Source organism: Escherichia sp. E13S3 (assembly GCF_004212325.1).
Taxonomy (GTDB): Bacteria; Pseudomonadota; Gammaproteobacteria; order Enterobacterales; family Enterobacteriaceae; genus Escherichia.
This window is the reverse complement of record NZ_RHJR01000016.1, coordinates 41,441-55,745: the sequence shown is the minus strand read 5'-3', so window position 1 is coordinate 55,745 and position 14,305 is coordinate 41,441. Positions and strand designations below refer to the sequence as shown.

General features: G+C 53.4%; 13 protein-coding genes and 1 pseudogene. 7 read left to right on the top strand and 7 right to left on the bottom strand.

Annotation, left to right across the window (positions count from 1 at the left end; genetic code table 11):
• Positions 1–2 precede the first annotated feature (2 nt).
• From hemX to hemC, 3 genes are read right to left on the bottom strand one after another with little or no spacing between them, the layout of a single operon-like run.
• On the bottom strand, positions 3–1,238 hold the full coding sequence (gene hemX / locus D9597_RS16055; protein ID WP_130223389.1) for a uroporphyrinogen-III C-methyltransferase: 1,236 nt from the start codon (positions 1,236–1,238) through the stop codon (positions 3–5).
• 21 nt (positions 1,239–1,259) lie between these two features.
• Entirely contained in the window at positions 1,260–2,000 is a 741-nt protein-coding gene (gene hemD, locus D9597_RS16050) for a uroporphyrinogen-III synthase (protein ID WP_130223387.1), read from the bottom strand.
• On the bottom strand, positions 1,997–2,938 hold the full coding sequence (gene hemC, locus D9597_RS16045) for a hydroxymethylbilane synthase (protein ID WP_130209422.1): 942 nt from the start codon (positions 2,936–2,938) through the stop codon (positions 1,997–1,999). The genes hemD and hemC overlap by 4 nt, the downstream gene beginning before the upstream one ends.
• 373 nt (positions 2,939–3,311) lie before the next feature.
• Here hemC and cyaA point away from each other — a divergent pair, with 373 nt between their 5' ends.
• Positions 3,312–5,858: a class I adenylate cyclase gene (gene cyaA / locus D9597_RS16040; protein ID WP_130223385.1), complete on the top strand. Its 2,547-nt coding sequence runs from the start codon at positions 3,312–3,314 to the stop codon at positions 5,856–5,858.
• Positions 5,859–5,897: 39 nt separating this feature from the next.
• Here the strand turns inward: cyaA and cyaY are convergent, their stop codons facing one another.
• Together cyaY and D9597_RS23195 are read right to left on the bottom strand one after the other, a co-directional pair.
• Positions 5,898–6,218: an iron donor protein CyaY gene (gene cyaY / locus D9597_RS16035; RefSeq protein WP_130223383.1), complete on the bottom strand. Its 321-nt coding sequence runs from the start codon at positions 6,216–6,218 to the stop codon at positions 5,898–5,900.
• A gap of 125 nt (positions 6,219–6,343) precedes the next feature.
• Positions 6,344–6,522: pseudogene (locus D9597_RS23195) on the bottom strand (DKNYY family protein); the annotation flags it as partial.
• 158 nt (positions 6,523–6,680) lie between these two features.
• On the opposite strand from D9597_RS23195, the gene D9597_RS16025 reads away from it, so the two are divergent.
• From D9597_RS16025 to uvrD, 6 genes are all read left to right on the top strand, one after another.
• The gene (locus D9597_RS16025; RefSeq protein ID WP_000799889.1) at positions 6,681–6,884 is read left to right on the top strand and encodes a lipoprotein; all 204 of its coding nucleotides are present in this window, start codon (positions 6,681–6,683) and stop codon (positions 6,882–6,884) included.
• A gap of 36 nt (positions 6,885–6,920) precedes the next feature.
• Positions 6,921–7,745, top strand: a complete 825-nt coding sequence (gene dapF, locus D9597_RS16020; RefSeq protein ID WP_001160654.1) for a diaminopimelate epimerase — start codon at positions 6,921–6,923, stop codon at positions 7,743–7,745.
• A complete protein-coding gene (locus D9597_RS16015; RefSeq protein WP_130219517.1) occupies positions 7,742–8,449 on the top strand; it encodes a DUF484 domain-containing protein in 708 nt (235 codons plus the stop codon). The genes dapF and D9597_RS16015 overlap by 4 nt, the downstream gene beginning before the upstream one ends.
• Positions 8,446–9,342, top strand: coding sequence for a tyrosine recombinase XerC (gene xerC / locus D9597_RS16010; RefSeq protein WP_130209428.1), 897 nt, complete (start codon positions 8,446–8,448; stop codon positions 9,340–9,342). The genes D9597_RS16015 and xerC overlap by 4 nt, the downstream gene beginning before the upstream one ends.
• Positions 9,342–10,058, top strand: a complete 717-nt coding sequence (yigB, locus tag D9597_RS16005; RefSeq protein WP_130223381.1) for a 5-amino-6-(5-phospho-D-ribitylamino)uracil phosphatase YigB — start codon at positions 9,342–9,344, stop codon at positions 10,056–10,058. The genes xerC and yigB overlap by 1 nt, the downstream gene beginning before the upstream one ends.
• Positions 10,059–10,141: 83 nt before the next feature.
• Positions 10,142–12,304: a DNA helicase II gene (uvrD, locus tag D9597_RS16000; RefSeq protein WP_130219513.1), complete on the top strand. Its 2,163-nt coding sequence runs from the start codon at positions 10,142–10,144 to the stop codon at positions 12,302–12,304.
• Positions 12,305–12,410: 106 nt separating this feature from the next.
• Here the strand turns inward: uvrD and D9597_RS15995 are convergent, their stop codons facing one another.
• Positions 12,411–13,313 carry an S-adenosyl-l-methionine hydroxide adenosyltransferase family protein gene (locus D9597_RS15995; RefSeq protein WP_130223379.1) on the bottom strand — a complete coding sequence of 301 codons (903 nt, stop codon included), beginning with the start codon at positions 13,311–13,313 and terminating at the stop codon, positions 12,411–12,413.
• A gap of 82 nt (positions 13,314–13,395) precedes the next feature.
• Positions 13,396–14,160, bottom strand: coding sequence for a phosphodiester glycosidase family protein (locus D9597_RS15990; RefSeq protein WP_130223377.1), 765 nt, complete (start codon positions 14,158–14,160; stop codon positions 13,396–13,398).
• Positions 14,161–14,305 lie beyond the last annotated feature (145 nt).

Genomic DNA, 14,305 nt, shown 5'->3' with positions numbered 1-14,305 from the left:
GGTTATTCTCCTTGCGGCGCGGCTGCCGGGGCATCAGCTTGCGGTGCAGGTGCAGGTGCAGGTGCAGGTGCAGGTGCAGGTGCAGGTGCAGGTGCAGGTGCAGGTGCAGGTTTAGCTTCTGTTGTCCCTGCTGCCGGTTGCGCCAGCAGGTTACGCACGCGAGTCTGCATCAGTTTTTCTAGCATCGCCTGGCTTTGCAGTGTTTCCGGGAGATCCATCGAGATATTTTGCTGGCTTAACTGGTCCACCTCGTCGAGAAACGCTTTGGTGGTGGCATCTTCAGTATCGTAATAAGCACGAACCCAGGTGGAGACGTTCTCCAGCGCCTGGCGGTACGTCTCTTCCTGATGACGCGGCACAGCTTGCGCGGCGACCAGCAGACGGGAACGAATATTTTCGCGCAGATAGATATCCTGATTCGGCGCTAACAGCGGTACGGCAGTGTCATCACGACGGCGAATCGTAATGAAGTTGTCCATAAAATTCTGCCAGCTTTTTTGCAGATTGATGCGCCATTCGCTGATGGAGCTGGAAAGCTCTTCACCATCGGAATCCATTGGCGAACCGTCGCTATCATTGTCGGCCAGACGCAGGTTATCCACTTGATTAGAGAGCTGATTCAACTTGAGGATAATACCGTCATAATCCACCTGTGATACCGCAGAAAGGCTGGCGATATCATCGGTAATTGCCCGACGAACAGCAATCAGGCTGGGGTCATTCATATCTGCCAGGCTGGCATCAGCGCTTTTCAGTAACGCTGCTGCGGTGGTAACGTCCTGATCGCTCCAGAGTTTACGTCCGGCAAGTTTTACCAGAAAGTCCGCCTGTGCCAGAAGCCAGGTTTTGGCATCGCTACCAGAGATGGTAGCGACCTTTTGTTGGACTTCATCCAGCTGTTTTGCCAGCGTTTCTTGCTGTCGATTCGCCTGCTCTAACTGTACAGCCTGTTGCTTAATAATGCCTTCCAGCTCCGCTTTTTGGCTTTCCTGGGCTTTTTGCAGTGCCGTGAGTTGGCTCGCCAGGGCATCGCTGGTGGCAGTCTGACTGACGGCCTGTTGTTTACCCCAGCCATACAAACCGACGCCTGCTGCCAGAGCAATGGCGATAGCCACCGCACTGAGAATCAGAGCGGTACTGTTCTTACTCTTCTTTTCTGCAACGACAGGTTGTGGCGTGGTGTCCACGGCCTCCCTGGTATCTTCAACCACGGCGGAGGTTTTTTCTTGTTCCGTCATTATGGCTTCCTGTTATGAGAGTTATTGTAATGCCCGTAATAGCGCATCGTTGTCAGCGTTATCGGCGACCTTAATGTCATTCCAGCCCAGTTCCTGGGCGAGTTTCGCCAAACGCTCACTGACGACCAAAAGCCGACAGCGTAGTAACCAGTGCTCACGATACCATTGTGGGATCAATGACCAGAGTTGATGCAACATTTCACCGCTGGTAACAACGACGGTCGTCACCTCGCGGGATTGCCAACGCATCGCCTCTTCTGCACCGTCATAATGAATGGCGCACCGTTGATAACATTCACAAAAAGTGACTTCAGCACCGCGTGCCGTCAGAGTTTCTCCAATCAGCTCACGACCGCCGTTGCCACGTAATATCAGCGCACGTTTGCCCGCAATACTTTGTAATTCCGGTAATTGTAGCAAGACTTCACTGATTTCCCGATCCTGCGGATAACGAACCTGGTGCCCGCTCACGGTATGCAGCGCCAGCGCAGTGGTGCGGCCGATGGCGAAATAACCAGCAAGTAATGGCCATTTAAGAGCTTGTTGATGCAGTTGTGATTGGGCAAAAGCAACGGCGTGTTGCGAAAGGGCAAACAACAGATCGCCTTCACCAAGTGCTGATAGCTGGTCGGCAAGTTGTGGCAATTGCCGACCCGGGGAAAACTCTATCAGCGGAAAATGCCAGGCCACCTGCCCCAGTGTGCGCAGACGGCTCACTAACTCTTCTCCAGCTGGAGATGGGCGGGTGACCAGGATACTCATGCTGGCGCGTCTCCGTTGTAGACTTCAGCGAGAATCTCCCGAGCGCCGTTATTCAGTAGCTCTTCCGCCAGTGAAATCCCCATTTGCTCGGCATCCTGCGGCGCACCGCGGCGTTCACCACGAATAATCTGCGAACCGTCCGGCGCACCGACCAGCGCACGCAACCAGATTTTGCCGTCGACAAGTTCGGCATAGCTGCCAATCGGCACCTGACAACCCCCTTCCAGACGGGTATTCATCGCACGTTCAGCGGTGACGCGTAGCGCGGTTTCATGGTGATTAAGCGCGGCAAGAAGCTCGCGGGTACGCGTATCATCAAGGCGGCATTCAATACCTACGGCACCCTGTCCGACTGCCGGAAGAGAAATTTCTGGGGGCAGCGCAGCGCGAATGCGGGACTCCAGCCCTAAACGTTTTAATCCAGCCACGGCAAGAATAATGGCATCGTATTCGCCGTTATCCAGCTTGCTAAGGCGTGTTCCAACGTTCCCACGCAGAGAGCGGATAATCAGGTCCGGGCGGCGTTCCGCCAGTTGGCACTGGCGACGTAAGCTGGAAGTCCCGACGATACTGCCAGCCGGTAACGCATCCAGATTGTCATAATTATTGGACACAAAGGCATCACGCGGATCCTCGCGTTCGCAAATGGTGACCAGCCCCAGACCTTGCGGGAATTCAACCGGCACATCTTTCATCGAATGTACGGCGATATCGGCGCGGTTTTCCAGAAGCGCGACTTCCAGCTCTTTAACAAATAAGCCTTTTCCGCCTACTTTCGCCAGCGGCGTATCAAGAATTACATCGCCGCGCGTCACCATCGGTACTAGTTCAACGACTAATCCCGGATGGCTCGCCATCAACTTGTCTTTGACATAGTGTGCCTGCCAGAGTGCAAGTGGGCTTTGGCGTGTGGCAATTCTTAAAACATTGTCTAACATGCTTGTTACCGTCATTATCATCCGTGGTCCATCCTAACATCCTTGCTGGAGCGATGTCAGTGTTGTGGTGAAACGTTGACGTTAATGCAAAACGTAAATGGAATCCTGACAGGCGTTTCAAGCCGTCGTAATAAGGAATTTACAGAGAATAAACGGTGCTACACTTGTATGTAGCGCATCTTTCTTTACGGTCAATCAGCAAGGTGTTAAATTGATCACGTTTTAGACCATTTTTTCGTCGTGAAACTAAAAAAACCAGGCGCGGAAAGTGGTAACAGTTACCTTTGACATACGAAATATCCCGAATGCCGCGTGTTTCCGTTGATGTTGCCGGAATCACAGACATGACGGGTAGCAAATCAGGCGATACGTCTTGTACCTCTATATTGAGACTCTGAAACAGAGACTGGATGCCATAAATCAATTGCGCGTGGATCGCGCGCTTGCTGCCATGGGGCCTGCATTCCAACAGGTTTACAGTCTGCTGCCGACATTGTTGCACTATCACCATCCGCTAATGCCGGGTTACCTTGATGGTAACGTTCCCAAAGGCATTTGCCTTTACACGCCTGATGAAACCCAACGCCACTACCTGAACGAACTTGAACTGTATCGTGGAATGTCAGTACAGGACCCGCCGAAAGGCGAGCTTCCGATTACTGGTGTATACACCATGGGCAGTACTTCGTCCGTAGGGCAAAGTTGTTCCTCTGACCTGGATATCTGGGTCTGTCATCAATCCTGGCTCGATAGCGAAGAGCGCCAATTACTACAACGTAAATGTAGCCTGCTGGAAAGCTGGGCCGCCTCGCTCGGGGTGGAAGTTAGCTTCTTCCTGATTGATGAAAACCGTTTCCGCCACAACGAGAGTGGCAGTCTGGGGGGAGAGGATTGCGGCTCCACCCAGCATATACTGCTACTTGATGAATTTTACCGTACCGCCGTGCGTCTCGCCGGTAAGCGTATTCTGTGGAATATGGTGCCTTGCGACGAAGAAGAGCATTACGATGACTATGTAATGACGCTCTACGCGCAGGGCGTGCTGACGCCAAATGAATGGCTGGATCTCGGCGGCTTAAGCTCGCTTTCCGCTGAAGAGTACTTTGGTGCCAGCCTTTGGCAACTCTACAAAAGTATCGATTCCCCGTACAAAGCGGTGCTGAAGACACTGCTGCTGGAAGCCTATTCCTGGGAATACCCGAACCCACGCCTGCTGGCGAAAGATATCAAACAGCGTTTGCACGACGGCGAGATTGTGTCGTTTGGCCTCGATCCGTACTGCATGATGCTGGAGCGTGTTACTGAATACCTGACGGCGATTGAAGATTTCACCCGTCTGGATTTAGTACGCCGCTGCTTCTATTTAAAAGTGTGCGAAAAACTCAGCCGTGAACGCGCCTGCGTAGGCTGGCGTCGTGAAGTGTTAAGCCAGCTGGTGAAAGAGTGGGAATGGGACGATGCTCGTCTGGCAATGCTCGATAACCGCGCTAACTGGAAGATAGATCAGGTGCGTGAGGCGCACAACGAGCTGCTCGACGCAATGATGCAGAGCTACCGTAATCTGATCCGCTTTGCGCGCCGCAATAACCTTAGCGTCTCCGCCAGCCCGCAGGATATCGGCGTGCTGACGCGTAAACTGTACGCGGCGTTTGAAGCATTACCGGGTAAAGTGACGCTGGTAAACCCGCAGATTTCACCTGATCTCTCGGAACCGAATCTGACCTTTATTTATGTACCGCCGGGCCGTGCTAACCGTTCAGGTTGGTATCTGTATAACCGCGCGCCAAATATTGAGTCGATCATCAGCCATCAGCCGCTGGAATATAACCGTTACCTGAATAAGCTGGTGGCGTGGGCATGGTTTAACGGCCTGCTGACCTCGCGCACCCGTTTGTACATTAAAGGCAACGGCGTTGTCGACTTGCCGAAGTTGCAGGAGATGGTCGCCGACGTGTCGCACCATTTCCCGCTGCGCTTACCAGCACCGACACCGAAGGCGCTCTACAGCCCGTGTGAGATCCGCCATCTGGCGATTATCGTTAACCTGGAATATGACCCGACAGCGGCGTTCCGCAATCAGGTGGTGCATTTTGATTTCCGTAAGCTGGATGTCTTCAGCTTTGGCGAGAATCAAAATTGCCTGGTAGGTAGCGTTGACCTGCTGTATCGCAACTCGTGGAACGAAGTGCGTACGCTGCACTTCAACGGTGAGCAGTCGATGATTGAAGCCCTGAAAACCATTCTCGGCAAAATGCATCAGGACGCCGCACCGCCCGATAGCGTGGAAGTCTTCTGCTACAGCCAGCATCTGCGCGGCTTAATCCGTACTCGCGTGCAGCAACTGGTTTCTGAGTGTATTGAACTGCGTCTTTCCAGCACCCGTCAGGAAACCGGACGCTTCAAGGCGTTGCGCGTTTCTGGTCAAACCTGGGGCTTGTTCTTCGAACGCCTGAATGTATCGGTACAGAAACTGGAGAACGCCATCGAGTTTTATGGCGCTATTTCGCATAACAAACTGCACGGCCTGTCAGTGCAGGTTGAAACCAATCACATCAAATTACCGGCGGTGGTGGACGGCTTTGCCAGCGAAGGGATCATCCAGTTTTTCTTCGAAGAAACGCAAGACGAGAATGGCTTTAATATCTACATTCTCGACGAAAGCAACCGGGTTGAGGTGTATCACCACTGCGAAGGTAGCAAAGAGGAACTGGTGCGTGACGTCAGTCGCTTCTACTCGTCATCGCACGACCGCTTCACCTACGGCTCAAGCTTCATCAACTTCAACCTGCCGCAGTTCTATCAGATTGTGAAGGTTGATGGTCGCGAACAGGTGATTCCGTTCCGCACCAAATCTATTGGCAACATGCCGCCTGCCAACCAGGATCACGATACGCCGCTATTACAGCAGTATTTTTCGTGATGAGCGTGCCGGAAAGCGAGGCTTATCCGGCATGCAATCTTAGCGAAAACTGACGGTTTCACCCGCCTGCTGCGTTGCCGCCTGTTCCAGCAAATCCCAGAAGGTTTCACCGCTACGGTCGCAAATCCACTCATCGCCTTTCAGGTCAAAATGGTAGCCGCCCTGTTTGGTCGCCAGCCACACCTGGTGCAGCGGTTCCTGACGATTAATAATGATTTTGCTGCCGTTTTCAAAGGTAATGGTCAGCACGCCACCGCTGATTTCGCAGTCGATATCGCTGTCGCCATCCCAGTCGTCCAGATGCTCTTCAATGGTTAGCCACAGTTGGTCAGCCAGGCGATGAAATTCACTGTCGTTCATTGTTGTATCCTGTTTTTAAGTGATGGCGGCAGTATAGCGGCATGGGGTCAGGGCTTCAAAGTTTGCACCTCTGCGGCTGCGTTCCGGCACGATTCATCCGTCACCGGAATAATAATGTCTCTGTATAGCGAAAGATTTGTCTCTTCATTAGGGCGCAGGTACACCACGCCTTTCCCTGTTTCTGGTAAACATTATGATCAGGTTCACCGAGCGAGCATCCCCACGCTGACGGAACTAAAAAAGACAACAAACAAACAACATTGCGATAGTGCATAAAGCCATCCTGGCGCGAGGTGCCGATCACGAAACTACCAGCAAAACATAAATCCCCACGTGTAAGCGTTATACTCGCAGCATTTCCTCACTTTTCAGACTTCATAAAGAGTCGCTAAACGCTTGCTTTTACGCCTTCTCCTGCGATGATAGAAAGCAGAAAGCGATGAACTTTACAGGCAATCCATAATGAAAAACGTGTTTAAGGCACTCACTGTATTACTTACTCTCTTCAGCCTGACGGGCTGCGGTCTGAAAGGTCCGCTCTATTTCCCGCCTGCAGATAAAAATGCACCGCCGCCGACCAAACCGGTAGAGACGCAAACGCAATCCACGGTGCCGGATAAAAACGACCGCGCCACTGGCGATGGTCCATCCCAGGTGAATTACTAAAAGTCAGTTTCTGTACCCGCGTGATTGGAGTAAATGATGCAGTTCTCGAAAATGCATGGCCTTGGCAACGATTTTATGGTCGTCGACGCGGTAACGCAGAATGTCTTTTTTTCACCGGAACTGATTCGTCGCCTGGCGGATCGGCACCTGGGGGTAGGGTTTGACCAGTTGCTGGTGGTTGAGCCGCCGTATGATCCTGAACTGGATTTTCACTATCGCATTTTTAATGCTGATGGCAGTGAAGTGGCGCAGTGCGGCAACGGCGCGCGCTGCTTTGCCCGTTTTGTGCGTCTGAAAGGGCTGACCAATAAGCGCGATATCCGCGTCAGCACCGCCAACGGGCGGATGGTTCTGACCGTCACCGATGATGATCTGGTCCGCGTAAATATGGGCGAGCCCAACTTCGAACCTTCCGCTGTGCCGTTTCGCGCTAACAAAGCGGAAAAGACCTATATTATGCGCGCCGCCGAGCAGACAATCTTATGTGGCGTGGTGTCGATGGGAAATCCGCACTGCGTGATTCAGGTCGATGATGTCGATACTGCGGCGGTAGAAACACTGGGGCCTGTTCTGGAAAGCCACGAACGTTTTCCGGAGCGCGCCAATATCGGTTTTATGCAAGTGGTTAAGCGCGAGCATATTCGTTTACGCGTTTATGAGCGTGGGGCAGGAGAAACCCAGGCCTGCGGCAGCGGCGCGTGTGCGGCGGTTGCGGTAGGGATTCAACAAGGTTTGCTGGCCGAAGAAGTACGTGTGGAACTCCCTGGTGGTCGTCTTGATATCGCCTGGAAAGGTCCGGGTCATCCGTTATATATGACGGGTCCGGCAGTACATGTTTACGACGGATTTATTCATCTATGAAGCAACCAGGGGAAGAACTACAGGAAACTCTCACGGAGCTTGATGACCGGGCGGTTGTCGATTATCTGATTAAAAATCCTGAGTTTTTTATCCGCAATGCGCGCGCAGTAGAAGCGATACGTGTGCCACATCCGGTACGCGGTACCGTTTCGTTGGTCGAATGGCATATGGCTCGCGCGCGTAACCATATTCATGTTCTGGAAGAGAACATGTCGCTGTTGATGGAACAGGCTATCGCCAACGAAGGCCTGTTTTATCGCTTACTCTACCTGCAGCGCAGTCTCACCGCCGCCAGCAGTCTCGACGATATGCTGATGCGTTTTCACCGCTGGGCGCGCGATCTCGGTCTGGCGGGCGCGAGTGTGCGTCTGTTTCCGGATCGCTGGCGCTTAGGTGCGCCGTCGAACCATACTCATCTGGCATTAAACCGTCAGGCTTTCGAACCGCTGCGTATTCAGCGTCTGGGCCAGGAGCAGCATTATCTGGGGCCGCTTAACGGGCCGGAGTTGCTGGTGGTGCTACCGGAAGCGAAAGCGGTGGGATCGGTGGCGATGTCGATGCTGGGAAGCGATGCTGATTTAGGCGTGGTGCTGTTCACCAGCCGCGATGCTAATCACTATCAACAAGGGCAGGGAACGCAGTTACTTGATGAAATTGCGCTGATGTTGCCGGAGCTTCTGGAGCGTTGGATTGAACGCGTATGACCAATTTACATACCGATGTAGAACGCTATCTACGTTATCTGAGCGTGGAGCGTCAGCTTAGCCCGATAACCCTGCTTAACTACCAGCGCCAGCTTGAGGCGATCATCAATTTTGCCAGCGAAAACGGCCTGCAAAGCTGGCAGCAATGTGATGTGACGATGGTGCGCAATTTTGCTGTACGCAGTCGCCGTAAAGGGCTGGGCGCGGCAAGCCTCGCATTACGCCTCTCTGCGCTACGTAGCTTTTTTGACTGGCTGGTCAGCCAGAACGAACTCAAAGCTAACCCGGCAAAAGGTGTTTCGGCACCGAAAGCGCCACGTCATCTGCCGAAGAATATCGACGTCGACGATATGAATCGGCTGCTGGATATTGATATCAACGATCCCCTCGCCGTGCGCGACCGGGCAATGCTGGAAGTGATGTACGGCGCGGGTCTGCGTCTTTCCGAACTGGTGGGGCTGGATATCAAACACCTCGACCTGGAGTCCGGCGAAGTGTGGGTGATGGGGAAAGGCAGCAAAGAGCGCCGCCTGCCGATTGGTCGCAACGCCGTGGCGTGGATTGAGCACTGGCTTGATTTGCGCGATCTGTTTGGCAGCGAAGACGACGCGCTTTTCCTGTCGAAACTGGGCAAGCGTATCTCCGCGCGTAATGTGCAGAAACGCTTTGCCGAATGGGGCATAAAACAAGGGCTGAATAACCACGTTCACCCGCATAAATTACGTCACTCGTTCGCTACGCATATGCTGGAGTCGAGCGGCGATCTTCGTGGTGTGCAGGAGCTGCTGGGTCATGCCAACCTCTCCACCACGCAAATCTATACTCATCTTGATTTTCAACACCTTGCCTCGGTGTACGATGCGGCGCATCCACGCGCCAAACGGGGGAAATAATGCGTTTTTACCGGCCTTTGGGGCGCATCTCGGCGCTCACCTTTGACCTGGATGATACCCTTTACGATAACCGTCCGGTGATCCAACGTACTGAGCAAGAAGCACTTATCTTTGTGCAAAATTATCATCCGGCGCTGCGCAGCTTCCAGAATGAAGATCTGCAACGCCTGCGCCAGGCGGTACGGGAAGCGGAACCCGAGATTTATCACGACGTGACGCGCTGGCGTTTTCGTTCGATTGAACAAGCGATGCTCGACGCCGGGCTGAGTGCCGAAGAAGCCAGTGCAGGCGCACACGCAGCAATGATCAACTTTGCCAAATGGCGCAGCCGGATCGATGTTCCGCAGCAAACGCACGACACCTTAAAACAGCTGGCGAAGAAATGGCCGCTGGTGGCGATCACCAACGGTAACGCCCAGCCGGAGCTGTTTGGTTTGGGAGATTATTTTGAGTTTGTGCTGCGCGCTGGCCCGCACGGGCGCTCGAAACCGTTCAGCGATATGTACTTCCTGGCGGCGGAAAAACTCAACGTGCCGATCGGCGAGATCTTACATGTCGGGGACGATCTCACCACTGATGTGGGTGGGGCAATTCGCAGCGGAATGCAGGCCTGTTGGATCAGACCGGAAAATGGCGATCTGATGCAAACCTGGGACAGCCGTTTACTCCCGCATCTGGAAATTTCCCGGTTGGCATCTCTGACCTCGCTGATATAATCAGCAAATCTGTATATATACCCAGCTTTTTGGCGGAGGGCGTTGCGCTTCTCCGCCCAACCTATTTTTACGCGGCGGTGCCAATGGACGTTTCTTACCTGCTCGATAGCCTTAATGACAAACAGCGCGAAGCGGTGGCCGCGCCACGCAGCAACCTTCTGGTGCTGGCGGGCGCGGGCAGTGGTAAGACGCGCGTACTGGTGCATCGTATCGCCTGGCTGATGAGCGTGGAAAACTGCTCGCCATACTCGATTATGGCGGTGACGTTTACCAACAAAGCGGCGGCGGAAATGCGTCATCGTATCGGGCAACTGATGGGCACCAGCCAGGGCGGCATGTGGGTCGGCACCTTCCACGGGCTGGCGCATCGCCTGCTGCGTGCGCACCACATGGACGCCAACCTGCCGCAGGATTTCCAGATCCTCGACAGTGAAGACCAGCTGCGCCTGCTTAAGCGTTTGATCAAGGCGATGAACCTCGACGAGAAGCAGTGGCCGCCGCGCCAGGCAATGTGGTACATCAACAGCCAGAAAGATGAAGGCCTGCGTCCGCATCATATTCAAAGCTACGGTAATCCGGTGGAGCAGACCTGGCAGAAGGTGTATCAGGCGTATCAGGAAGCGTGTGACCGCGCGGGCCTGGTGGACTTCGCCGAGCTGCTGCTGCGCGCCCACGAACTGTGGCTTAACAAGCCGCATATCCTGCAACACTACCGCGAACGTTTTACCAACATCCTGGTGGACGAATTCCAGGATACCAACAACATTCAGTACGCGTGGATCCGCCTGCTGGCGGGCGATACCGGCAAAGTGATGATCGTTGGCGATGACGATCAGTCAATCTACGGCTGGCGCGGGGCGCAGGTCGAGAATATTCAGCGTTTCCTCAATGATTTCCCCGGTGCTGAAACTATCCGTCTGGAGCAGAACTACCGCTCTACCAGCAATATTCTGAGCGCCGCTAACGCCCTGATTGAAAACAACAACGGGCGTTTGGGTAAAAAATTGTGGACCGATGGCGCGGACGGTGAGCCGATTTCCCTCTATTGCGCTTTTAACGAACTCGACGAAGCGCGTTTTGTGGTTAACCGCATCAAGACCTGGCAGGACAACGGCGGGGCGCTTGCCGAGTGCGCGATTCTCTACCGCAGTAACGCCCAGTCGCGCGTGCTGGAAGAGGCGTTATTGCAGGCGAGTATGCCGTACCGTATTTACGGCGGGATGCGCTTCTTCGAACGCCAGGAAATCAAAGATGCGCTCTCGTATCTGCGCCTGATTGCCAACCGCAACGACGACGCGGCCTTTGAGCGCGTGGTCAATACGCCAACGCGGGGTATTGGTGACCGGACGCTGGACGTGGTGCGTCAAACATCGCGCGATCGCCAGTTAACACTCTGGCAAGCGTGTCGTGAACTGTTGCAGGAAAAAGCCCTCGCCGGACGTGCTGCCAGCGCCTTACAGCGGTTTATGGAACTGATCGACGCCTTAGCGCAGGAAACTGCCGATATGCCGCTACATGTACAGACTGACCGGGTAATTAAAGACTCCGGCCTGCGCACCATGTACGAGCAGGAGAAGGGCGAAAAAGGCCAGACGCGTATCGAAAACTTAGAGGAGCTGGTGACGGCAACGCGCCAGTTCAGCTACAACGAAGAAGACGAAGATTTAATGCCGCTGCAGGCATTCCTCTCCCATGCGGCGCTGGAAGCGGGCGAGGGGCAGGCGGATACATGGCAGGATGCGGTGCAGTTGATGACGCTACACTCGGCGAAAGGTCTGGAGTTTCCGCAGGTGTTTATCGTTGGTATGGAAGAGGGCATGTTCCCAAGCCAAATGTCGCTGGATGAAGGCGGGCGTCTGGAAGAAGAACGGCGTCTGGCCTACGTTGGCGTAACCCGCGCGATGCAGAAACTGACGCTGACCTACGCGGAAACTCGCCGTCTGTATGGCAAAGAGGTTTACCATCGCCCCTCGCGCTTTATTGGCGAGCTGCCGGAAGAGTGTGTGGAAGAGGTGCGCCTGCGCGCCACGGTAAGCCGCCCGGTTAGCCATCAGCGGATGGGTACACCGATGGTCGAGAACGACAGCGGCTACAAACTCGGCCAGCGCGTGCGCCACGCTAAGTTTGGTGAAGGCACTATCGTCAATATGGAAGGCAGCGGCGAACATAGCCGTTTGCAGGTGGCATTCCAGGGCCAGGGAATCAAATGGCTGGTGGCGGCTTACGCCCGGCTGGAGGCGGTGTAATTTACGATCACGTTGCCGGATGCGGTGCTGCGCACCTTATCCGGCCTACGAGAATTGCACCCGCCAGGCCGGATAAGGCGTTTACGCCGCATCCGGCATCAGCACCTTACTTAGCGCACTTCTTCACATCAATATTCCAGTCAGCACCAGACGCAACCTGATGTTTCTGCGCAAAATTATCCATATTCAGCGCCACGGAAACATTCAATAAGCTGTTCAGATACACCATTGGCTGGCCTTCCGGCACATCGCCGAAGCTGGCGACATACGGCATTTTCCCTTCGTATTTTTTCTCGGAACCTTCGGAAATGGTCACACATAACGTATCGTTGAGTTTGATCCCCGCCTGATTCAATAACTCGTCGCTGATATTGCTCCAGACGTTACCGTACTGAATATCGAGAATCGGGATATTGCCCTTCACTTCACCTTTTGTCGCTTTCGCTTTCTGATAAGGCAGTTCGACAACTTTTGCCGGAAGCTCAGGCCCCACCTGCTCAAAGGAAATCGCGCCGGATGCCAGACGCGCACCGGTGTAGGCATACACGTCACGACCGTGGAAGGTATATGACTTTTCGGAACCTTTCAGGCGGTTGGTTTTTTCATCGATTTGCCGGACGCTCTCAATACCCAGCGATTCCGCCACCAAAGTGAGCGTACCGTTATCCGGTGAAACGAAGTATTGACCGTTTTTGGTTTTCAGCACTACCGATTTACGGTCAGTGCCTACGCCCGGATCGACCACACTGACAAACACCGAACCTTGCGGCCAATAACTGGCAGTCTGATACAGGCGATAAGCACCTTCCCAGATGTTATACGGTGGAATTTCGTGGGTTAAATCAAAGATTTTAAGATTATGGTCAACGCCGAAAGCGACGCCTTTCATCGCCGAGACGGCCCCATCTTTCAGGCTAAAATCAGTTTGTAAAATCAAAGCGTTATCCGCATAAGCGGACGATGATCCCAGACACGTTAATAAAAATAACGTTGCGAGCGTTTTTTTCATTTTTGTTTCCCTTCATTTATCTGATGATTTTCCAGCTGTGTAGCCAGCCCCAGTTTGTCTGGCCTCCTCGAGTGTACAATGCTTAACCTTTCCGCTCGACGGAAATCATGGTGACAAAAGGATAGCGTTGCCACGGGATTGCCCCGCCTTTCATATACATATGTGAAATCGTGCCATCAAGATAAAGCAGCTGCTCGACGTCCAGTTTCGCTTTGGCATAACAGGCAAAATCATAAAAATTTGTCCCCTGCTGGCTCAACAAAAACACGGCGTTCCCTTGTTTATTAATCCCCACACCGTTACGAATTTTGCGTGAGGCGACGTTGGGATGAATGCGCGGATTAATTACGCCATTTTCCATCAACATTGGCCCTGACTGCACCGCAAACTGAATCTCTTTACTGGTTTTAAAGGCATCCAGACGAACGATGCCGACTTTATTTCCCGCAACATAAAAAACGCCGCCAGGACGGATAAAGAAATTACCTTCCCCCGAAGCGAGATTTAGCGCCACTTTCTGCTGACCGTTTTCGATGTACAAACCGAGCGGCGCATAGTTTTCATCATAGATGCCGCCGTTCATCACCATCTGCACCTGACCCTGACTATTCATATCCGCCAGCAGTGCATGTAACGTTTCCCACGCTTCGCCATTGGCTTTTTGCCAGTACATTTTCACCCGTTCGGTTTGAGGATTAACGGTATACGCCTGCACAGTCAGCGTTGGGTCAGAGAGCGCACAGTCATCAGCAGCAACAGCAAACAAGGGAAGCAAGGTGAGGGCGAGAAAAATCCGTTTGAGATTCAAGGTGATCATTCCTTTACCAATGAGTAGCCGATGCGCCATTATAGGTCCTGGATGTGGGATTTTTTTATCCTGTTAATGACCTTGACGAGTACCAAAAAGCGCGAAGTTCAACTATTGTTCTGTGGTGTTCCGTTGCGTGTTGACGGCAAAATTTTGCTGGCGTAACATGCGCGCACGATCACTC